18 protein-coding genes are annotated in these 21,730 nt (G+C 42.9%); 5 read left to right on the top strand and 13 right to left on the bottom strand.

Annotation, left to right across the window (positions count from 1 at the left end):
• Positions 1 to 225: 225 nt before the first annotated feature.
• The 4 genes from glmM to rlmE all read right to left on the bottom strand — a co-directional run bounded on the left by glmM (position 226) and on the right by rlmE (position 5,261).
• Positions 226 to 1,563 carry a phosphoglucosamine mutase gene (gene glmM, locus GFB47_RS08270; RefSeq protein ID WP_153447559.1) on the bottom strand — a complete coding sequence of 446 codons (1,338 nt, stop codon included), beginning with the start codon at positions 1,561 to 1,563 and terminating at the stop codon, positions 226 to 228.
• A 71-nt stretch (positions 1,564 to 1,634) separates the two neighbouring features.
• On the bottom strand, positions 1,635 to 2,468 hold the full coding sequence (gene folP / locus GFB47_RS08275; protein WP_153447560.1) for a dihydropteroate synthase: 834 nt from the start codon (positions 2,466 to 2,468) through the stop codon (positions 1,635 to 1,637).
• A gap of 99 nt (positions 2,469 to 2,567) precedes the next feature.
• Complete coding sequence (gene ftsH, locus GFB47_RS08280) at positions 2,568 to 4,580, bottom strand: ATP-dependent zinc metalloprotease FtsH (protein ID WP_218619081.1); 2,013 nt, start codon at positions 4,578 to 4,580, stop codon at positions 2,568 to 2,570.
• A gap of 51 nt (positions 4,581 to 4,631) precedes the next feature.
• Positions 4,632 to 5,261, bottom strand: coding sequence for a 23S rRNA (uridine(2552)-2'-O)-methyltransferase RlmE (gene rlmE, locus GFB47_RS08285; protein ID WP_153447562.1), 630 nt, complete (start codon positions 5,259 to 5,261; stop codon positions 4,632 to 4,634).
• A gap of 148 nt (positions 5,262 to 5,409) precedes the next feature.
• Here rlmE and yhbY point away from each other — a divergent pair, with 148 nt between their 5' ends.
• Positions 5,410 to 5,706, top strand: coding sequence for a ribosome assembly RNA-binding protein YhbY (yhbY, locus tag GFB47_RS08290; RefSeq protein ID WP_153447563.1), 297 nt, complete (start codon positions 5,410 to 5,412; stop codon positions 5,704 to 5,706).
• 92 nt (positions 5,707 to 5,798) lie between these two features.
• On the opposite strand, the gene greA is transcribed toward yhbY, so the two are convergent.
• A complete protein-coding gene (greA, locus tag GFB47_RS08295; protein WP_153447564.1) occupies positions 5,799 to 6,272 on the bottom strand; it encodes a transcription elongation factor GreA in 474 nt (157 codons plus the stop codon).
• Positions 6,273 to 6,858: 586 nt separating this feature from the next.
• On the opposite strand from greA, the gene GFB47_RS08300 reads away from it, so the two are divergent.
• The 3 genes from GFB47_RS08300 (at position 6,859) to dacB (ending at position 10,778) form a co-directional block, all read left to right on the top strand.
• Positions 6,859 to 7,902: a porin gene (locus tag GFB47_RS08300; RefSeq protein ID WP_153447565.1), complete on the top strand. Its 1,044-nt coding sequence runs from the start codon at positions 6,859 to 6,861 to the stop codon at positions 7,900 to 7,902.
• A 179-nt stretch (positions 7,903 to 8,081) separates the two neighbouring features.
• The gene (locus tag GFB47_RS08305; RefSeq protein ID WP_153447566.1) at positions 8,082 to 9,143 is read left to right on the top strand and encodes a porin; all 1,062 of its coding nucleotides are present in this window, start codon (positions 8,082 to 8,084) and stop codon (positions 9,141 to 9,143) included.
• A 234-nt stretch (positions 9,144 to 9,377) separates the two neighbouring features.
• The gene (gene dacB / locus GFB47_RS08310) at positions 9,378 to 10,778 is read left to right on the top strand and encodes a serine-type D-Ala-D-Ala carboxypeptidase (RefSeq protein ID WP_178306466.1); all 1,401 of its coding nucleotides are present in this window, start codon (positions 9,378 to 9,380) and stop codon (positions 10,776 to 10,778) included.
• 209 nt (positions 10,779 to 10,987) lie between these two features.
• Here dacB and carB read toward each other — a convergent pair whose 3' ends face one another.
• From carB to ffh, 8 genes are all read right to left on the bottom strand, one after another.
• Positions 10,988 to 14,218: a carbamoyl-phosphate synthase large subunit gene (gene carB / locus GFB47_RS08315; protein ID WP_153447567.1), complete on the bottom strand. Its 3,231-nt coding sequence runs from the start codon at positions 14,216 to 14,218 to the stop codon at positions 10,988 to 10,990.
• Between the two features lie 15 nt (positions 14,219 to 14,233).
• On the bottom strand, positions 14,234 to 15,382 hold the full coding sequence (carA, locus tag GFB47_RS08320) for a glutamine-hydrolyzing carbamoyl-phosphate synthase small subunit (RefSeq protein ID WP_153447568.1): 1,149 nt from the start codon (positions 15,380 to 15,382) through the stop codon (positions 14,234 to 14,236).
• Positions 15,383 to 15,941: 559 nt separating this feature from the next.
• On the bottom strand, positions 15,942 to 16,751 hold the full coding sequence (dapB, locus tag GFB47_RS08325; RefSeq protein WP_153447569.1) for a 4-hydroxy-tetrahydrodipicolinate reductase: 810 nt from the start codon (positions 16,749 to 16,751) through the stop codon (positions 15,942 to 15,944).
• A 129-nt stretch (positions 16,752 to 16,880) separates the two neighbouring features.
• Entirely contained in the window at positions 16,881 to 17,234 is a 354-nt protein-coding gene (gene rplS, locus GFB47_RS08330; RefSeq protein WP_153447570.1) for a 50S ribosomal protein L19, read from the bottom strand.
• Positions 17,235 to 17,304: 70 nt separating this feature from the next.
• On the bottom strand, positions 17,305 to 18,054 hold the full coding sequence (gene trmD / locus GFB47_RS08335) for a tRNA (guanosine(37)-N1)-methyltransferase TrmD (protein WP_153447571.1): 750 nt from the start codon (positions 18,052 to 18,054) through the stop codon (positions 17,305 to 17,307).
• 29 nt (positions 18,055 to 18,083) lie between these two features.
• The gene (rimM, locus tag GFB47_RS08340) at positions 18,084 to 18,617 is read right to left on the bottom strand and encodes a ribosome maturation factor RimM (protein ID WP_153447572.1); all 534 of its coding nucleotides are present in this window, start codon (positions 18,615 to 18,617) and stop codon (positions 18,084 to 18,086) included.
• A gap of 50 nt (positions 18,618 to 18,667) precedes the next feature.
• Positions 18,668 to 18,916 (bottom strand): 30S ribosomal protein S16, encoded by a 249-nt coding sequence (rpsP, locus tag GFB47_RS08345; RefSeq protein WP_153447573.1) that lies wholly within the window; start codon positions 18,914 to 18,916, stop codon positions 18,668 to 18,670.
• A 247-nt stretch (positions 18,917 to 19,163) separates the two neighbouring features.
• Complete coding sequence (gene ffh / locus GFB47_RS08350; RefSeq protein ID WP_153447574.1) at positions 19,164 to 20,543, bottom strand: signal recognition particle protein; 1,380 nt, start codon at positions 20,541 to 20,543, stop codon at positions 19,164 to 19,166.
• Between the two features lie 296 nt (positions 20,544 to 20,839).
• On the opposite strand from ffh, the gene GFB47_RS08355 reads away from it, so the two are divergent.
• Positions 20,840 to 21,634, top strand: coding sequence for a cytochrome C assembly family protein (locus GFB47_RS08355; RefSeq protein WP_178306467.1), 795 nt, complete (start codon positions 20,840 to 20,842; stop codon positions 21,632 to 21,634).
• The last annotated feature ends 96 nt before the right edge of the window (positions 21,635 to 21,730 follow it).

The following is a 21,730-nucleotide window of genomic DNA, read 5'->3' on the forward strand; positions in this document are numbered from 1 at the left end:
AAATCACACAACTTCCGACTCAAACGCTCAAAAAACTCGCAAAACATAATTTTGAGCTAAATTAATCAACATAACCTCTACCAATAAACAGCAAACAATAAGGAGTGAGTAACATTTTAATCATGCCTTATTTGCTCAAGCGGCATTGTTCTCGATCGTTTGATTGTAGCTAGTTTGACTCTGATTGCCTGATTCTAGTTACTTTGACCCTATCAGCATTAAACTCTAGCAGCTTTTTTTCACTTGCTCGGCAATAGCGAGCGCACTGTTTTTCACTAATTCAGCGTCTTCACCTTCGACCATCACGCGGATAAGCGGTTCAGTGCCTGATTTGCGTAACAATACCCGACCTTTATCACCCAATTGTGCTTCAACTTGCGTGACGGCATCTTTAACCGCTTGAGTGTCTAGTGGATCGTTATTGCCCGCAAAGCGAATATTTTCGAGCACTTGTGGGTAAAGCGTCATACCTGATGCTAACGCGTTCAATGATAATTCACTGCCTACTACAGAGGCTAAGACTTGCAGCGCCGCCACAATGGCATCACCGGTGGTCACCTTATCCAACAAAATGACATGGCCAGAGTTCTCAGCGCCAATCTTCCAGCCTTTTTCCAGCAGCTTTTCCATTACATAACGGTCGCCAACTTTCGATCGCACAAATGGAATACCCAGTTGTTTTAGGCCATTTTCCATTCCAAGGTTGGTCATTAGTGTACCAACAACGCCACCTTTCAGTTCTCCACGGCGCAGCGCATCGCGAGCAATAATGTAGGCTATTTGGTCGCCATCGACTTTATTACCAAATTCATCCACCATGATGATACGGTCGCCATCACCATCAAATCCTAATCCTAAATCGGCTTTTTCTTCTAGCACTTTAGCTTGTAGAGCGCGAGTATCAGTGGCACCAACTTGGTCATTGATATTTAAACCATTTGGCTGGCAACCTATTGCAATCACTTCTGCGCCAAGTTCTTTAAACACGCTAGGGGCAATATGATAAGTCGCACCATGAGCACAATCGATCACAATTTTAAGTTTAGATAAGCTCAACTCATTTGGGAAAGTACTTTTACAAAATTCAATATAACGACCAGCCGCATCAACCAGACGTTTGGCTTTACCTAATTGGGCTGACTCAACGCATTCGATATCTTTTTCTAATTCAGCTTCAATGGCAAGCTCAATATCATCAGGCAGTTTGGTGCCTTCAGCGGAAAAGAATTTAATTCCATTGTCGTAGTACGGGTTATGCGAAGCGGAAATCACGATCCCCGCTTCTGCACGAAACGTTTGGGTAAGATAAGCAACGGCTGGCGTTGGCATCGGCCCTAAAAATGTCGCTTGAAGGCCTGCGGCTGCAAGACCAGCTTCTAATGCTGATTCAAGCATATAACCCGAAATACGAGTATCTTTACCAATAATCACTTGTTTGGTGCCTTGCTTGGCTAATACACGCCCTGCCGCCCAACCTAGTTTTAAAATAAAATCCGGTGTAATTGGAAATTGGCCGACTTTGCCACGTACCCCATCGGTACCAAAATATTTTCTTTCAGACATGTGTTTACCCTTCTTCAGCAAGAATATTGAGAGCATGATGAATGTTGCATTATATTAAAAACCTATGCTCTCTAATTTAAATTTGATTGTGTTGCTTTTAATACTTTAAGCGCATCTTGTGTGGCCGCTACATCGTGAACTCTAATGATCTGCGCGCCTTGTTGTGCCGCAAGTATGGCACACGCGACGCTACCAATCATAGACTCAGAGGTCGGTTTATTTAATAACTTTGAGATCATCGATTTACGCGACATTCCGGCGAGCACGGGCAAACCAAATTGATGAAACTGTTCCAGATTGGCAAGCAGATGGTAATTATGCGCCACTGTTTTGCCAAAACCAAAGCCAGGATCGAGAATAATATTCTCACGCTCAATGCCGGCCTCTAAACAGCTATCGATACGTTGTTCTAAGAAGTGACAGACCTCGTGCAATACATCTTGGTATTCAGGGTTGTGCTGCATCGTTCGCGGCAGGCCTTGCATGTGCATAATACAAACGGGGATATTGGCTTGTGCAATTAACGCTAACGCGCCATCATCTTGTAGCGCGCGAATGTCATTAATAATATCCACTCCAGCGTCAATGCCTGCCGCCATCACCTCTGTCTTATTGGTATCAAGTGAGATCCACACATCAAAGTTAGCTCGGATCGCTTTTATCAATGGGATAACACGAGCTAACTCATCTGCCACAGAAACTTCAGCCGCGCCCGGACGGGTGGACTCGCCGCCAATATCGATGATCGTCGCCCCCGCCGCAAGCATAGATTTAACATGCTCAATCGCCGCGTCAAGATGGTTAAATTTACCGCCATCAGAAAAAGAATCTGGAGTGACATTTAAGATGCCCATAATTTGAGGCTGGGTTAAATCGAGTTGTTTATTTTTATAGATCAGTTTCATGGCTGAATTCATTTTATAAAAACGGAAAGGATTATTGTCGTGAGTATAAATCGAAAAAAGCCCTGACAGTATCAGGGCTTTAATGGGTTAAGCATTAACTTAAGAGTCTTTATCTTTTGACTCTGGCTGGTCTGCATCAGAAGCCTCATTGGCATCCTCTGCGTCTTCTGCTTTTACCGAATCTGACTCGTCTGAAGATTTCGCGTCTTGTTGTGTCGCGGCCTCTTGTTTATCGACATCAGGTTTAGCGGTTGATGGTTTATCCGCTGTTGCTTTAGGACTCTCATCGCCCCATCCTTGTGGTGCACGGATGGTTTCGCTACGATTCATCAAATCATCAATTTGACCAGCATCAATGGTTTCATATTTCATCAATGCATCTTTCATTGCATGCATGATATCCATATTATCTTCCAAGATCTGCTTAGCTCGGTCGTAGTTACGGTCAATCAAGGTTCTAATTTCTTGGTCAATCAAACGTACGGTTTCATCAGAAACTTGCTTGGCTTGAGACATACCGCGTCCCATAAAGACTTCACCTTCTTCTTCTGCGTACAGAAGTGGACCAAGTTTGTCCGAGAAACCCCATTGGGTCACCATTTTACGGGCAATATCGGTGGCACGTTCAATATCGTTTGATGCGCCAGTCGAGACTTTATCTTCACCATAAATCAGTTCTTCAGCCAGACGACCGCCATATAAGCTAGAGATCATAGACTCTAAGTGCTGGCGATTCATGCTGACGCGATCTTGTTCTGGTAGATACATGGTCACACCCAACGCACGTCCACGTGGAATGATCGATACTTTATAAACCGGATCATGTTCTGGGACTAAACGTCCGACAATCGCGTGTCCAGCTTCATGGTAAGCAGTTGAAGCTTTTGTATCTTCGGTTAACACCATTGAACGGCGCTCTGCACCCATCATGATCTTATCTTTAGCCAATTCAAACTCGACCATAGACACATTACGTTTATTACCACGGGCTGCAAATAATGCAGCTTCGTTGACTAAGTTAGCCAAATCAGCACCAGAGAAACCTGGCGTACCACGGGCAATCAACGAAGGTTCAATGCCGTCACCTAGAGGGACTTTACGCATGTGAACTTTTAAGATTTGCTCACGACCACGAACATCAGGTAATCCAACCACAACTTGACGGTCAAAACGACCAGGACGCAACAAGGCTGCATCCAGTACGTCAGGACGGTTAGTCGCTGCGATCACGATCACGCCTTCATTACCTTCAAAGCCATCCATCTCAACTAGCATTTGGTTTAGTGTTTGCTCACGTTCATCGTGACCACCACCAACACCTGCGCCACGTTGACGACCGACTGCATCGATTTCATCGATAAAGATAATACATGGTGAAGCTTTCTTTGCTTGCTCGAACATGTCACGCACACGAGATGCACCGACACCGACAAACATTTCAACGAAGTCAGAACCCGAAATAGTAAAGAATGGTACTTTTGCTTCACCTGCAATGGCTTTCGCCAGCAATGTTTTACCGGTACCTGGAGGCCCGACTAACAAAACACCGGTTGGGATCTTACCACCGAGTTTTTGAAAACGGCTTGGATCACGTAGGTAATCCACCAATTCTTTAACGTCTTCTTTTGCTTCGTCACAACCGGCAACATCAGCAAAGGTTGTTTTAATTTGGTCTTCGCCCATCATGCGGGCTTTGCTCTTACCAAATGACATTGCGCCTTTACCACCGCCGCCGCCACCTTGCATTTGGCGCATGAAGAAGATCCACACCCCAATCAGTAAGATCATTGGGAACCAAGAAATGAAGATAGTACTCAGCAGACTTTGCTGCTCAGGTGGCGTACCAGTCACTTTCACGTTCTCATTGATCAGATCATCAAGAAGTTTGTTATCGTACACAGGCATGTACGTCACATTACGAGAGTTATCAGTACGGACAAAGGTAATTTCTTGATCCTTGAACTTTGCTTCTCGGACTTGGCCTTGACCAACGTCTTTTACAAAGGATGTGTAATCAATTGCTTTTCCGTTACTGTCCCCAGGCCCAAAGCTCTGGAAAACTGACATCAAAACTACGGCGATTACTAGCCATAAAATTAAATTTTTTGCCATGTCACTCAAGGTGTCAGCCTCTCGGTTCACTAATTTGAAAAAAATAGAGTACTACAGTTTATAGCCTGTAGCCACAATGTATACCTCACGAGAACGAGCACGCGAAGAATCTGGTTTTCTTATTTTTACGTTTTTAAACATGTCTCTTACATCTTTAACGTACTGATCAAAGCCTTCGCCTTGGAATACCTTAACGACAAAGCTACCATCAGGAGCTAGAACTTGTCGACACATATCCAATGCCAATTCGACCAAATACATCGCTCGTGGCTGGTCTACCGCCTGATTTCCGCTCATATTGGGCGCCATATCAGACATCACCACATCGACCATATCAGGTTGAATACGCTCTAATAACGCTTCTAGTACAGCATCTTCACGGAAGTCACCCTGCAAGAAACTGACCCCAGCAATTGAATCCATAGATAAAATGTCACAAGCTATGACTTGGCCTGAATCCCCCACAACACCAACCGCATATTGTGACCAACCACCAGGCGCTGCGCCTAAATCGACCACCGTCATTCCCGGTTTGATTAATTTATCTTTATCTTGAATCTCTTCAATTTTAAAGATAGCTCGCGAGCGGTAACCTTTTTTCTGCGCTTCAGCGACATATTTATCACCAAAGTGCTCTTGCAACCAACGGCCCGAGCTTGCGGACACTTTTTTCTTACTCATTTTAACCCTAATACTTAACAAACGGCTTCTATTAATCGGTAAAAAGAACGCGATATCGACAGAAACTATTCAGAATAGATAGTCTTCCCGAATAGATGGCGTTAAAATAGAACTTTTCAACCCTAACACAACAAAAAATGGCCGAACAATGAATCTAAGCACCAAACAAAAGCAGCACTTAAAAGGACTAGCTCACAGTTTAAAACCTGTAGTGCTAATGGGCGCAAATGGATTAACTGAAGCTGTTCTTGCAGAAATTGAACTTGCTCTTAACCATCATGAGCTAATCAAAATCAAAGTAGCCTCTGAAGACAGAGAAACTAAGCAATTGATTATAGACGCGATTGTTCGAGAAACAAAAGCAGAAAAAGTACAAACTATCGGTAAAGTACTGGTTTTATTCCGTCAATCTGAACAACGTAAAATCGAGATTCCACGTAAGTAACGGATATTCAGATAAAAAGGAACAAAAAAGGCCACAGTTGATGTGGCCTTTTTTATTTGATTCTTTTACAGATATTTACACTAATAAAAAAATTAAATGTAATCGACTGCAATAATTTCAAGATCTTTATCACCACCGGGGGTTGAGATCACAACTTCATCGCCATCCATCTTACCGATTAAACCACGGGCAATCGGTGAACTGACTGAAATTTTACCCAGTTTAATGTTCGCTTCATCATCACCGACGATTTGATATTTCACTTCTTTATCCGTGTCCATATCCAATAACGTCACAGTGGTCCCAAAGATCACTTTGCCTGTGTTATCCATTTTGCTGACATCAATCACTTGTGCAACCGACAGTTTGTATTCGATGTCGCGGATCTGCGCTTCACAAATACCTTGCTCTTCACGCGCGGCATGATATTCAGCATTTTCTTTTAAGTCACCTAATTCGCGCGCTTCTGCAATTGCTTGTGAAATAAGAGGGCGACGTTTTAGTAATAATTCTAATTCGACTTTCAGAGCTTGTTCACCGCTCGCAGTCATTGGCACTTTTTCCATGATATATCTCACTCCATCGCTAAAGCTTGGAAACTAGATAGTTTGGAGACTAAATAGCTTAGACAATAAAACCCCACTCAACGAAGTTGCTGAGTAGGTAGTGGTTAATTTGATATTAAGTTTTCACAGTGTAGTTAAAGTTATTAGCAAGGTCACGCGAAAACTCACATTCGAGCATTGCTTTGTGGTTTAACTGCTGTTCAGTTAACACTAAATCAAAACGGAGCGATTAAAAACAGCACAGAAAAAACAAACCTCAACCATTAGAAAGATAAAAAAAACTAAAACACACCTCCAGATCCATTCTCAACGGAACTTTTTAAATACCCTATAGAAACAAAGTATTAGACACATAATATTCAATAAACCTAGTTAGCAATGTCTATCTTTTACTAAGTTTTATAATTTTTGACTATCCGTTCAGTGCGCTTTCAGAGTAAAAACGTACTAGTAAAGCATCTCGGTGCTTATACACTACGCTAAAACATAGCGGTTATCGTGCATTATTTATACGCACAATAATGGAAAGAGTGCAGCCAGTCAGAGCGCTCCTTTAATTTATGGAAAAACACTTAGGATTATTCAAATGAAAAAGACACTAATTGCTTTAGCAGTGGCCGCTGCAGCAGTATCTTCAGTCGCATCAGCAGCAACTATTTATAAAGACGACACTTCAACTCTAAGCATGGGTGGACGCGTTGAAGTTCGTGCAAACTTTTCTGATGCAAACAAATCAGATGCTGACGATAATAAATATAAAGATGCATCACGTGTTCGTCTAAATATTGGCGGTGAACAAAAACTAAATGAAGATGTTTCTTTTATTGGTTTTACTGAATTTGAAGTAACTGAAAACTCAGACCCTATTGCTGATGATGCACAAATCAACACTCGTTACTTATATGCTGGTGTGCAATCGCAAACTTACGGTACGTTAACTTACGGTCACCAAGATAACGCATTTACTTACCTAACTAACTTTACCGATATGGCTGAAGTGTTCTCTGGTAGCATCAATGAATACAATGTAGCGACTTCTGACCGTGCCAATAACGTTTTACGTTATGCTTTCAACGCTGACAAACTAACCATTCAAGCTAGTGTACAGGCCGATTCTGATTCAGATGGCACGCCAGTCACTCAAAATGCAGAAGGCTACGGTATCATTGCTTCTTACGCATTTACTGACTCATTAGAAGCAGGTCTTGGTTACGCATCATCTGACGCTAACTCTACTGGCGATGACCGAATTGGTACTGGTGACAACAACACTTACACTGCAGCACTTAAGTACTCAAACAACGGTTTGTACTTAGCAGCCACCTATGAAGGCGGTACTGTTTCGACTCAAAACGGTTCTAACTACGAATCTGATTTCAATGCTGCCGATGCTTACGCTGGATACACCTTTGGTGATAACAACGTAAACATGACATACAACTACTACAATGCTGACGAAGATTCATTTGATGCTCTTAACCTAAACAATGTTGCGATTGAGTACGCTCGTTACTTCGGTAATGCAACAGTATACGGTGCATACAACTTCAACTTATTATCAGACAGTGATGCTGCAACAAGCTCACAAACTGATGATCAATTCCAAGTTGGTTTCCGTTACGCATTCTAATCTAACGCTCTTATTGAGATCTTAGATTAATAAATTGAACGCCTACTGATTTTCAGTGGGCGTTTTTTTATGCCTTGCGCCCAACAATATTAACCTGCACCATTACTTCTTACTCCATAACCGCTATGATTAACTTATAAAAATCATACTTGTAAAAACAACACTTGAAACGGAATTTCATGAAATTAACATCTACCTTATTGACAATAATCGGCGGTTTACTTACCTCTATCCCCTTGCTGACTTCTGCGGCCGATATATATAAAACCGATGCTGCCAGTGTGTCATTAACCGGTCGCGCCGAAGCTCGCATGCAAATCATCGATGGTAAGGTTGATGATCAAACCCGTATTCGTATGAACTTTATGGGTAAAACCATGATCAATAGCAGCATGTATGCAATCGGAGATTGGGAAGGTGAATTTCAAACCAGTCAAAATGGTGGCACTGATATCAGCAACGATGACGGTGGTGGAACGTTCAATACCCGCTACGCCTACGCTGGATTAGGCGGTAACTTTGGTGAAGTGACTTATGGAGAGAATGATGGCGCATTGGGGATCTTAACCGATTTTACCGACATCATGGCCTATCACGGCAATAATGCTGCTTATAAGATTTCGGTCGCCGACCGCACCGACAACATGCTGACTTACCAAGGTCAATATGATCACTATATTTTAAAAGCCTCTTACCGCTTTGCCGATAGCAGCGTGCAAGAAAATAAGCTCAATCCTGAAGATAATAAAATGATCGACAATGACCAAGATGGTTATTCGGTCTCAGTTACCTATACCCTTGGTGATACCGGCGTTATGTTGGGCGCAGGTTACGCCGATCAAGCCGATGAAAATGAAGCCATGTTAACTGCGTCATACACCTTAAATGATTGGTACATTGCCACTAACGTAGTTAAAGGCGATAAATATCTCTCTACCTTACTCTATCCGGCGACGCTCGACGCATACGACAGTTTAGGTTATGAATTTGCTACCTCCTACACCTTAGGAAAAACCGTCTTCACTGCCACATACAATAATTTAGATATGGACACCGATGATAGCGGTATTGGCTCCCATGCTGGCGATGTCAGCGATCTGGCCTTTGATGTCAGTTATTATTTCGTGCCTAATTTTCGTGCTTATGCCTCTTATAATTTCAATTTATTAAGCTCGGGACATGGGGTTAGCTACGTGGAAGCGGAAGATGATATCGCACTAGGCATGCGTTACGATTTTTAATTCCAATTCGAACTACAAGCTTTCTATCCATATTGTTGATAACGAAAAGTGTCAAAGGAATAAGGATGTTCTTTTTCAAGTGCCCACGGATGGCTCAAACGTCTTTTCAAAATAAACAATATTGATTTAGAATTTTATTAATATTTCAAACACCTACTGATATCAGTCGGTGTTTTTGTTTATACTGGCTGTTGTTGTTTTACCCGCTGCTCTGTGTACTTAAAGGATGTCGTTATGCGCCACACCACACTGTTATCCACTCTCGCCTTCAGTAGCCTTTTACTTTCCGTGGCCAGTTTTAGCCAAACACTTCCCAGTCAAAAAGCCCTACCCGCAGGCACTCAAATTGGCATTATAGTTCAGCCGAGCCAAGGAAAAACCACCAGCAGCAAAGCTGAACAGTTATTCCCACCCGCCAGCACCTTAAAGCTTGTCACCACCTTAGCGGCCAAGTTCGAACTGGGTGATGACTTTACCTTTAAAACCACACTGGCGCGTCACAATGACGATATTATCGTGCGTTTTAACGGTGATCCTAGTTTTACTAGCCAAGATCTCAGCTCACTATTACAAGACAGTAAAATCACCAGTATTAAGGGCGATATTATTCTCGACCAAAGCACGTTTACTGGCTACGAGAAAGGGGTTGGCTGGCCATGGGATATATTGGGAGTGTGTTACAGCACCGTATCAAGTGCGATCACCTTAAATGGTAACTGTGTGATGGCGTCAATTTATACCAATGCCGATGGCTCAACCCGTGTGTTCACACCCAAACACCAACCAGTATCAGTCACCACAGTGGCAAAAGCGGTCACATCTGAACAGCAAAAAGAGCAATATTGCGATCTCGATTTATCTGCCAACATTAATAATCAATACCAACTTTCCGGTTGTTTAGCCAAGCAAGACAAACCGCTACCGCTTAATTTCGCCGTTCAAAATCCATTTCGATATAGTGCGGCAGTGTTAAAGCAATTATTGGTTAAAAATAACATTGGTTTTAATGGCAAAATTAAGCTGGCTACCGAGCCTCAAGCAAGCGGTGATATCCTTGCCGAGCATCAATCTAAACCTCTACCAGTGTTGTTAGCTCACATGCTTAAACGCTCAGATAACTTGTACGCCAATAATTTATCCAAAGCGATTGGCGCGCATTATTTCAAGCAAGCAGGTTCATTTAGAAATGGTACCGAAGCGATCAAACGGATCTTAAAACAGCAAGCCAATATCGATTTAACTGGCGCAATATTAGAAGATGGTTCGGGCTTATCACGTAATAATCGTGTTACGCCAACTCAGCTTCTGGCGGTACTGAATTACATTAAAGCTCATGATAACGAGTTAAATATTATTTCATTAATGCCGACCTCGGGTATTAATGGCACCTTGCAATACCGCCAGAGCATGCGTAAAGATCCGGTCAAAGGCAATATCATCGCCAAAAGTGGGTCGTTATTTGCCACCCATAATATGGCTGGATTTGTTCTGGATAAAAACGGTAAACCGAGTACCACCTTTGTGCAACTGGTAACCGATTATTACCCAGATCCAGAGCAAAAAGGGACGCCGCCACTCACAACATTTGAGCGTTCGTTCTACCAAGGCATGATTGAGCAAGTGCAAGGTAATTAATTATCCCACTCCAGTAACTTTATGACCGATAAAAATTGGATGCAGCGAAAAGTATAAAAGGCCATTGACGACCTTTTCCAAGTGCCCATGGATGGTTTAAACGTCTTTTCATAATGAATAATATTGATTAGAAAATTAATGATCTGCGGACGCAAAAAAGGCTACCGAATTTATCACTCGGTAGCCTTTTATTATGGGAGTTTAGATCATTACGCTAGTGATTCACTCACTTGCTGATGCAACTCTTGTAATGAAGTCACTGTTTTGCGGTTATCTTCACTGTGCGCCATACAAGTGGCAAATGCGGCGTTCAAAGTGGTGGTGTAATTCACTTTTTCTTGCAGTGCGCCACGGCGTAGAACTTTAGAATCTTCAATTGCTTGACGACCTGCTGCAGTGTTAATGATGTAGGTGTATTCATTATTCTTAATACGGTCAAGAATATGAGGGCGACCTTCATGCACTTTATTCACCAAGCGAGGGTTAATGCCCGCTTCACCTAGAACAACCGCGGTACCGTGAGTGGCATCAAGTTGGTAACCAAGTTCGATTAACTGCTTAGCCACTTCAACCACACGTTTTTTGTCTTCTTCGCGCACAGAAAGCAGCGCACGACCACCTTCAGGGTAAATATTACCAATGCCAAGCTCGGCTTTAGCAAACGCTTGAGCGAAGGTTTTACCAACACCCATCACTTCACCAGTTGAGCGCATTTCTGGGCCTAACAGCGGATCCACACCTGGGAATTTATTGAACGGTAGCACCACTTCTTTAACTGAGAAGTACGGTGGAATAATCTCTTTCGTAAAGCCTTGTGCTGCTAGAGACTGCCCAGCCATCACTCGTGCGGCAATTTTCGCCACTGGAGCGCCGGTTGCTTTTGACACAAATGGAACCGTACGGGCTGCACGTGGGTTCACTTCAATCAAGTACACCTTGTTGTCTTTAACCGCAAACTGAGTATTCATTAAGCCGCGAACACCAAGCTCGAACGCCAGTTTCTCAACTTGCTCACGCATCACATCTTGAATTTCTTTGCTTAAAGTATAAGCTGGTAGAGAACAGGCTGAGTCACCAGAGTGAACCCCCGCTTGCTCGATGTGCTCCATGATGCCAGCAATGACCACTTGCTCACCATCACAAATGGCATCTACATCCACTTCTACTGCATCATCTAAGAACAAATCCAGTAGAACCGGAGACTCATTCGATACGCTCACCGCTTCATTAAAGTAGCGACGTAAGTCTTGCTCATCATAAACGATTTCCATCGCACGGCCACCTAGAACATAAGATGGACGAACCACTAACGGATAACCAATTTCACGCGACTTCTCAATCGCTTGTTCCATGGTTGTTACCGTTGCGTTTTGTGGTTGCAATAACTCTAAACGGTCAACAGCCGTCTGGAAACGTTCACGGTCTTCGGCGCGGTCAATCGCATCAGGACTGGTACCAATCACAGGCACGCCAGCCGCTTCTAAAGCGCGAGCCAATTTAAGTGGTGTTTGACCACCGTATTGAACAATCACACCTTTTGGCTTTTCAATGCGAACGATTTCGAGTACATCTTCCAATGTAACGGGTTCGAAGTATAAACGGTCTGAAGTATCGTAATCGGTTGATACGGTTTCAGGGTTACAGTTCACCATGATGGTTTCGTAACCGTCTTCACGTAATGCTAGTGACGCATGAACACAGCAGTAATCAAATTCAATACCTTGGCCAATACGGTTTGGACCACCACCCAAAATCATGATCTTGTCACGATCGGTTGGGTTGGCTTCACATTCTTCATCGTACGATGAGTACATGTAAGCCGTATCTGATGAGAATTCAGCCGCGCAAGTATCAACACGCTTGTACACTGGGTGAATATCATATTGGTCACGAGCGCGACGAATTTCACTTTCAGCCACACCTAAAATTGTCGCTAGACGCGCATCGGCAAAACCTTTGCGTTTTAAGTTGCGTAGCACATCTTCATTTAAACCCGCAAAACCACCAGCTTTTACTTTGTTTTCAAGTAGCACTAAATCTTCAATTTGAACTAAGAACCAGCGATCAACGTTGGTTAAGTTGAATACGCCGTCAACCGACATACCAGCACGGAAAGCATCGGCGATGTACCAAATACGGTCACAACCAGCTTCTTTCAGTTCTTGGCGGATTTTAGTTAATGCATCAGGGGCATCTAAATCAACCATTTCATCAAAACCATTGCGACCCACTTCTAGGCCACGTAATGCTTTTTGCAGTGATTCTTGTTGGTTACGACCAATCGCCATCACTTCACCCACTGACTTCATTTGAGTGGTTAGACGGTCATTAGAGCCAGCAAATTTCTCAAAGTTGAAACGAGGGATCTTAGTCACAACGTAATCGATGGTAGGTTCAAATGAAGCTGGAGTCGCGCCGCCGGTGATGTCATTCATCAGTTCATCAAGGGTGTAACCAATCGCCAATTTGGCGGCGATTTTAGCAATCGGGAAACCGGTCGCTTTTGATGCTAATGCCGAAGAACGAGATACGCGTGGGTTCATTTCGATGATAACCATGCGGCCATCTTCAGGGTTAATACCAAACTGAACGTTAGAACCACCAGTTTCAACCCCAATTTCACGTAACACCGCTAAAGACGCGTTACGCATTAATTGGAATTCTTTATCGGTTAGCGTTTGCGCCGGAGCGACAGTAATTGAGTCACCGGTATGAATGCCCATCGCATCGAAGTTTTCAATGGTACAAACGATGATGCAGTTGTCTGCTTTATCGCGTACCACTTCCATTTCGTATTCTTTCCAACCAATTAAAGACTCATCGATCAGCAATTCATTGGTTGGCGATAAGTCTAAACCACGGCGACAAATCTCTTCAAATTCTTCTTTATTGTAGGCGATACCACCACCCGTTCCGCCCATAGTAAATGAAGGACGGATGATGCACGGATAGCCAACCATTTCTTGAACTTTGTAAGCTTCTTCCATGGTTTTTGCCGTATCGGCACGTGGACATTCAAGACCAATGAATTTCATCGCTTTATCAAAACGAGAGCGGTCTTCCGCTTTATCAATCGCATCGGCCGTTGCGCCAATCATTTCCACACCGAACTCTTCAAGTACGCCGTGCTTTTCAAGATCAAGCGCACAGTTCAATGCCGTTTGTCCGCCCATGGTAGGCAGAACGGCATCTGGACGCTCTTTTTCAATAATGTTACGAACCACTTCCCAGTGAATTGGCTCGATATAAGTTGCATCGGCCATTTCAGGGTCGGTCATAATAGTGGCAGGGTTCGAGTTCACCAGAATGACTCGGTAGCCTTCTTCACGCAGTGCTTTACAAGCTTGTGCGCCAGAGTAATCAAATTCACAGGCTTGGCCGATAACGATTGGGCCAGCACCTAAAATCAGAACACTTTTAATGTCAGTACGTTTTGGCATTGCTACTACTCCGAATTAAGCTTGCTTGTGTGATTTTATAAGATCGATGAAGTGATTAAATAGCGGCGCCGCATCGTGTGGACCTGGGCTTGCTTCTGGGTGACCTTGGAAGCTAAACGCTGGTTTGTCCGTGCGGTGAATACCTTGCAACGAACCATCAAATAATGATTTATGCGTGGCGCGCAAAGTGGCTGGTAAAGTAGCTTCATCAGCGGCAAAGCCATGGTTTTGAGAAGTGATCATCACCACATCTCGATCAATGTCTTTTACTGGGTGGTTTGCACCATGATGACCAAATTTCATTTTGATGGTTTTCGCACCAGAAGCTAATGCTAGGATTTGATGCCCCAAGCAAATACCAAAGATAGGTAAACCTTTATCTAAGAAAACCTTGGTCGCTTCAATCGCGTAAGTACAAGGTTCAGGGTCACCAGGGCCATTTGATAAAAAGATACCATCAGGATTTAACGCTAAGACCTCTTCAGCTGAAGTTTCAGCGGGTACCACAGTTAAGCGACAACCACGGTCAACTAACATGCGCAGAATATTGCGTTTTGCGCCAAAATCGTAAGCCACAACATGGAAAGGCAATTCTGAATCGGCTTTTGCTTCAGGCAAACCACCGGTTAGAGTCCAAGAACCTTGTTTCCAAGAATACGCTTCTTTGGTTGACACCACTTTGGCTAAGTCCATACCTTTAAGGCCTGGGAATTCTTTCGCTTTCGCCAGTGCCAGAGCTTCATCAAAATTGCCGTTTTTAGCACATACGATGCAACCATTTTGAGCACCTTTCTCACGTAGAATACGCGTTAATTTACGCGTATCAATATCAGCGATACCGACAATATTTTGAGATTTAAGATAATCAGAGAGAGTTTGTTCACTGCGGAAGTTGGAAGCCATTAGCGGAAGATCACGGATAACTAAGCCTTGAGCATGAATTGCTGAAGATTCTTCATCTTCTGAGTTAGTTCCGGTGTTGCCAATATGGGGGTAAGTAAGGGTAACAATTTGCTGCGAATAAGAAGGATCAGTGAGAATTTCTTGATACCCCGTCATCGAGGTATTAAAAACAACTTCGCCAACGGCTGAACCATCTGCTCCAATGGATTGACCGCGGAACACTGTCCCATCTTCTAGGACTAACAGTGCTGAATTATTCAAGACAACCTCCAGAATAAATATTCAAAATAAATACATAAGCTTTCGCTTTCTTCTTACTAAATGCCCCAATTAAGGAATTTAGATAAATTGGCGCTATTCTAGAGATGTGAAGCTAAGCTGTCAACATCAACCAAAAAAGAAAGTACTTATTTGAGACGGTTTAGCGATTAAATTTTTCTAACACGGTAAAACTCCATATTTAACTGTCATTATTAGCCATTTTATAGTCACTTACTAAGCCTTATTGTTTATTCAGTGTTCGACTACCTTGCTAACAATCTGATCGACAGTTTAGGTGAAAAAAATGCGCATTTAGCAATGAAAACAAAGGTTACACAACAAAAATAACCCAAAGCCAGCATAATAAACACCAAACCAAGCTAGATTAGCCCAATAAACCCACCAAATAAAAATGCCAAAACCAATTATTTCAGGTTCTGGCATCATTTATTTGCTGCAAGGTACGTGTAAAAAGTGAATATTTGCTCAAAATTCACTTTTTATGCAATCGTTTACCAAATCGTTTGCTTTTTGGTTACCAATAAGCGAATAAAGTGACTTACGATTCGCTTAATCCCAGTACATCTTGCATGTTATAAAAACCGGACGTCTTTTTATTTAACCAAACCGCGGCTTTAATCGCGCCATTGGCAAAGGTCATACGGTCACTGGCTTTATGGGTGATCTCCAATCGCTCACCAATATCAGCAAACATGGCGGTGTGCTCACCCACAATATCTCCGGCGCGCAGTGTGGCAAAACCGATCTCATCTTTTGTACGCTCTCCGGTGATCCCTTCGCGCGCATAAACCGCGACATCACTTAAATTATTGCCCATCGCGCCGGCAATTGCTTCGCCCATTCCTAAAGCGGTGCCGGATGGTGCATCTACTTTGTGGCGATGATGCGCTTCCACAATTTCGATATCACAATAATCCCCCATTACTTTGGCGGCTTGCTCAAGTAATTTGAACATAACATTAACGCCAACGCTGTAGTTTGGTGCCATCACGATCGCAACCTGTTGGGCGGCTTGAGCAATGATTTGTTTTTCTTGCTCAGAGAAACCTGTAGTGCCAATCACTATCTTTTTGCCATGTTGTTTACATAACTCAATATTGGCAAGTGTGCTCACTGGAGCGGTAAAATCGACAATCACATCAAACTGCTCAATCGCATTAGCAAGACCGTCCACTAATACCACATCAAATTTACTTTCACCGCATAGTTCGCCAATATCAACCCCGATCAGTGATGACTCAGCTCTTTCCGATCCGGCACCAACTTGAGCGGCTGGGTTAATATGAGTGGCTTTAACTAAGTTACGTCCCATTCGACCAGCGGCACCTGCGATAGCAATACGAACCATGATGTGTCTCTCCCTTGATTAGCTTTATCTAAAGTATGTTGGCAATGTAGCCTGTTTGATAATAGATGAAAAGCAAAAAAAAACGGGCCCCAGATGGGACCCGTTTTATTTATTAGAACGCAAAGCGCGTTACTTTTTAGTCAACTTCTCTTTGATACGAGCTGACTTACCAGAACGCTCACGTAGGTAGTACAACTTGGCACGACGTACTGCACCACGACGTTTAACTTCAATGCTACTAACAATTGGAGAGTGAGTTTGGAAAGCACGCTCAACACCTTCACCGTTCGAGATTTTACGAACTGTGAATGCAGAGTGAAGACCACGGTTACGCTTAGCGATAACTACGCCTTCAAATGCTTGTAGACGCTCACGGTCGCCTTCTTTAACTTTAACCTGAACCACAACTGTATCACCAGGTGCGAATGCAGGGATGTCTTGTTTTAGTTGCTCATCTTCAAGAGCTTTAATGATATTACTCATTTTTCTATATCCTAGATTAAACTGATACTAAATATAATAGGTTATTGCTTTGCCTTTCATTTGTGGGCTTTCACTCTTTGACAAGTGATTGCTCTTTAATGAACTGCCCCAGCAATTGTTCCTGTTCGTCAGTCAGAGCTAGGTTTTCCAGAAGCTCTGGTCTTCTCAGCCAAGTACGGCCCAGCGATTGTTTTAATCGCCAGCGACGAATTTCCTCATGATTTCCCGACTTCAGTACCAAAGGCACCTCTTGTCCATCTAATACATCAGGACGTGTATAGTGTGGGCAATCCAACAAACCATTGGCAAAAGAATCTTCTTCTGCCGACGCAAAATCCCCCAATACTCCCGGAACAAACCGAGAAACTGAATCAATTAACGTCATGGCTGGGATTTCCCCGCCCGTCATTACAAAATCCCCAATTGACCATTCTTCGTCAACATAAGATTGAATAATGCGTTCATCTACCCCTTCGTAGCGGCCACAAATAAAAATCAGATTCTCGTTTGTTGCCAACTCTTCGACTCCTTGTTGATCGAGTTTTCGACCTTGAGGAGAGAGATAAATCACTTTCGCCTTTTTCGGTGAGGCTTGTTTGGCGGTTTCGATAGCATCGCGCAAAGGCTGAACCATCATTAACATGCCAGGACCACCACCGTAAGGTCTGTCATCAACAGTGTGATGTTTATCATGAGTGAAATCGCGAGGATTCCAAACATTTAATGATAAAAGACCTTTTTTTACCGCTTGACCTGTAACACCAAAGTCAGAAACTGCTCGGAACATGTCGGGAAACAGGCTAATTATGCCAATCCACATAGCGTTACTCGCTTCTTCTGCTTAGGTATTTAGAATCCAGGATCCCAGTCAACTTCGATCCGTTGAGCTTCGCGATCAACATTTTTGATCACTTGCTCTTCAAGGTACGGGATTAATCGTTCCTTTTGGCCAAAGGCATCTTTAAGATTAGCTTTGACTACCAATACATCGTTTGAGCCCGTTTCCATTAGGTCTGTGACCTCACCAAGGTGGTAACCTTTAGTGGTGTAAACTTGCATGCCAAACAATTCACGCCAGTAGAATTCTTCTTCTGACAGGGCTGGTAATACAACAGGGTCAATTAGGATTTCAACGTTGGCATACGGTTGTGCATCTTCACGCACATCGACACCCGCTAGTTTGCAAACATAACCACTGTTATGACGCTTCCAGCTTTCAACGTTAAGCTCGACTATTTTTCCCTTTTGGTTAATAAACCAAGGTGCATAATCAAAAATACTTTCGCCGTTGTCGGTATAGGAAAAAACTTTAAGCCAACCACGAATGCCGTAAGAAGAACCAAGCTTACCTACAACAATTTTTTCGTTTTTTTGTTCACTCATTGTTTTTACCTTTCACCAAACAACTTAATTTTGTGTGCATTAAATTAGTATTAAGCCGCTTTTTGAGCGTCTTTAACTAGTTTAGCAACACGGTCAGATAAAGATGCGCCTTGACCAACCCAATGGTTTACGCGATCTAGGTCTAAACGAAGACCTTCTTCTTGACCTTGAGCCGTAGGGTTGAAGAAACCTACGTTTTCAATGTAACGGCCAGTTGATACAAAACGGCTGTCTGCTACAACAACTTGGTAAAATGGGCGTTTTTTCGCGCCGTGACGTGCCAAACGAATGGTAACCATATCGTCCTCTTTTTGCTTTCTCAAAAAATAAATTAGCCCCAAACAATGTCTTTTAGTTCCCTTAGAGCGATAAACGCACTGGTAAACTAAAAAATGACTTGGGGCCTCGTGCCAAAATAAAGCCCCCGAATTTTACTCTTATTGAGTGTCAATGCAAGGGCTTTAGATATCTTTCTATGATTTCGTGATTAAATCATTGTTTGTGATGGGCTTCACGTTATTGTGAACCGCTTATTTGTACTCGATTCTAGCGACCAAAACCACCCATGCCGCCCATTCCACCGCCACCCATCATGCCTTGCATTCCGCGCATCATGCCTTTCATGCCACCTTTTTGCATTTTTTTCATCATTTTCTGCATTTGGGTGAATTGTTTCAGCATACGGTTTACATCTTGCACTTGAGTACCAGAACCCGCTGCAATACGTTTTTTGCGTGATCCTTTGATAAGCTCAGGGTGCTGGCGTTCTTTCATCGTCATGGAGCTGATCATCGCTTCCATTTGACTGAACATTTTGTCATCGACTTTATCTTTTACGTTGGCCGGTAAGTTACCCATGCCTGGCAGTTTATTCATCATACCAGCCATGCCGCCCATGTTTTGCATTTGTCCAAGCTGCTCACGAAAATCTTCTAGGTCGAAGCCTTTCTTCTGCTTGAACTTCTTAGCCATTTTTTCTGCTTTGGCTTTATCAACATTCTTTTCTAAATCTTCAATTAAAGAAAGAACATCACCCATGCCTAAAATACGAGAAGCAACACGCTCAGGGTGGAATGCTTCTAGTGCATCGGTTTTTTCGCCAACACCTAAGAATTTAATCGGCTTACCCGTGACATGGCGAACTGATAATGCCGCACCACCACGCGCATCACCATCGACTTTGGTCAAGATAACACCGGTTAATGGCAGCGTATCACCAAAGGCTTTCGCGGTATTGGCTGCATCTTGACCTGTCATGGCATCAACCACGAACAAGGTTTCGACTGGCGTAATCGCATTATGCAGCGCTTTGATCTCACCCATCATTTCTTCATCGATGGCTAAGCGACCGGCAGTATCGAGGATCACAACATCATAGAATTTCTTCTTGGCGTGATCGATCGCAGCATTGGCAATATCAATCGGCTTTTGATCGGCGCTCGATGGGAAGAAGTCGGTGCCAACTTCAGTGGCTAACATTTCAAGCTGTTTGATCGCCGCAGGGCGGTAAACATCGGCAGAAACGACTAAGACTTTTTTCTTATCACGCTCGGTTAATAATTTTGCCAACTTACCAACACTGGTGGTTTTACCCGCACCTTGTAAACCGGCCATTAAAATCACAGCTGGCGGCTGCGCGGCAAGATTTAGCGCTTCATTTGATTCACCCATGACAGATTCAAGTTCGGCTTGTACGATCTTGATGAACTCTTGCCCTGGAGTCAGTGATTTAGAAACTTCAATTCCAACCGCACGTTCTTTAATTTGCTTTATAAAGTCACGTACAACCGGTAATGCTACGTCAGCTTCAAGTAACGCCATGCGAACTTCACGCAGCGTTTCTTTAATATTATCTTCTGTTAGTCGACCTTTACCGCTGATGTTTTTCAGCGTACTGGATAGTCGTTCCGTTAAATTATCAAACATAGTTAAACCTAAAATCCTGTACCTTTGATTGACAAGGTATGGTTGCCACAAATGGCTCAATGTCACAATATTGCCACAGTATAGCGAGTGAGCGTTTATCTTTCACTGAATTTTCTATTGCGGGGAGGCTTTTCTTTAAATATTGGCTTTATTTTTTATCAATGGCGCGGGTTGCCCTGATTATTACCACCACAATGAGGTTCAGACCAAATTTTACTCACCAACTAAAAGCATTGATGGCTCTAGCTTCAAGAGAGGGTTATAATCAATCCATATTCAATCAAAAAATGAGAACTATGGAACACTTGCTTTCAATTATTGCAGCACTCTTATATTGCTCGGCAATTAGCATGATTATACCTGGATTGGTACAGAGTACTGGCATCAAAATCAAACTGGTCTTCGTTTTAGCGGCGCTAGCGATAACCACTCACGGCTGGTTACTCAGTGATCTTATTTTAAATCCTTATGGGCAGAATTTCAGTATTCTCAATGTCGCCTCATTAATTAGCTTTATTGTATGCCTCACGCTGAGCTTGGCTATGCTAAAAACTCGTTTATGGTTTTTGCTGCCAGTAGTATATAGCTTTGCGGTGATAAATCTCTTAGCCGCTACTTTTCTACCTAGCACCTTCTTGACCCATTTCGATGGCAAAGTAGAATTACTCCTTCATATTACGATTGCACTTTTTGCTTATTCCACCTTATCTATTGGCGCTTTATATGCCCTGCAATTGGCTTGGCTTGATCATAAACTTAAAGCAAAGAAAGCCTTAACCATTAACCCTAACCTACCGCCACTGATGATGGTTGAAAGGCACCTATTTAAAATCATCTTAATTGGTACGCTGTTACTCACTGCAACACTATTAACTGGCGCTATCTATATTAAAGAGATGTTTGACCCTGAAAATGCCCACAAAGCGGTGCTGTCTTTTATTGCTTGGGCACTGTATTGCATTTTATTGTGGGGGCATTATCGTCAAGGTTGGCGCGGTAAAAAAGTGTTGTGGCTGTCAATTAGCGGAACCACATTACTGACTCTTGCCTATTTCGGTAGTCGCTTTGTGCGTGAAATAATTTTAAACTAATTAATTGCAATCTAATATCCGATACAGTTGACATCAATTTTAGATTTCGTCATAACTGTCTATTCTCTACTAACGGCATATAAATATAAAATGCCG

The organism is Vibrio algicola (assembly GCF_009601765.2).
GTDB classification, from domain to species: Bacteria; Pseudomonadota; Gammaproteobacteria; order Enterobacterales; family Vibrionaceae; genus Vibrio; species Vibrio algicola.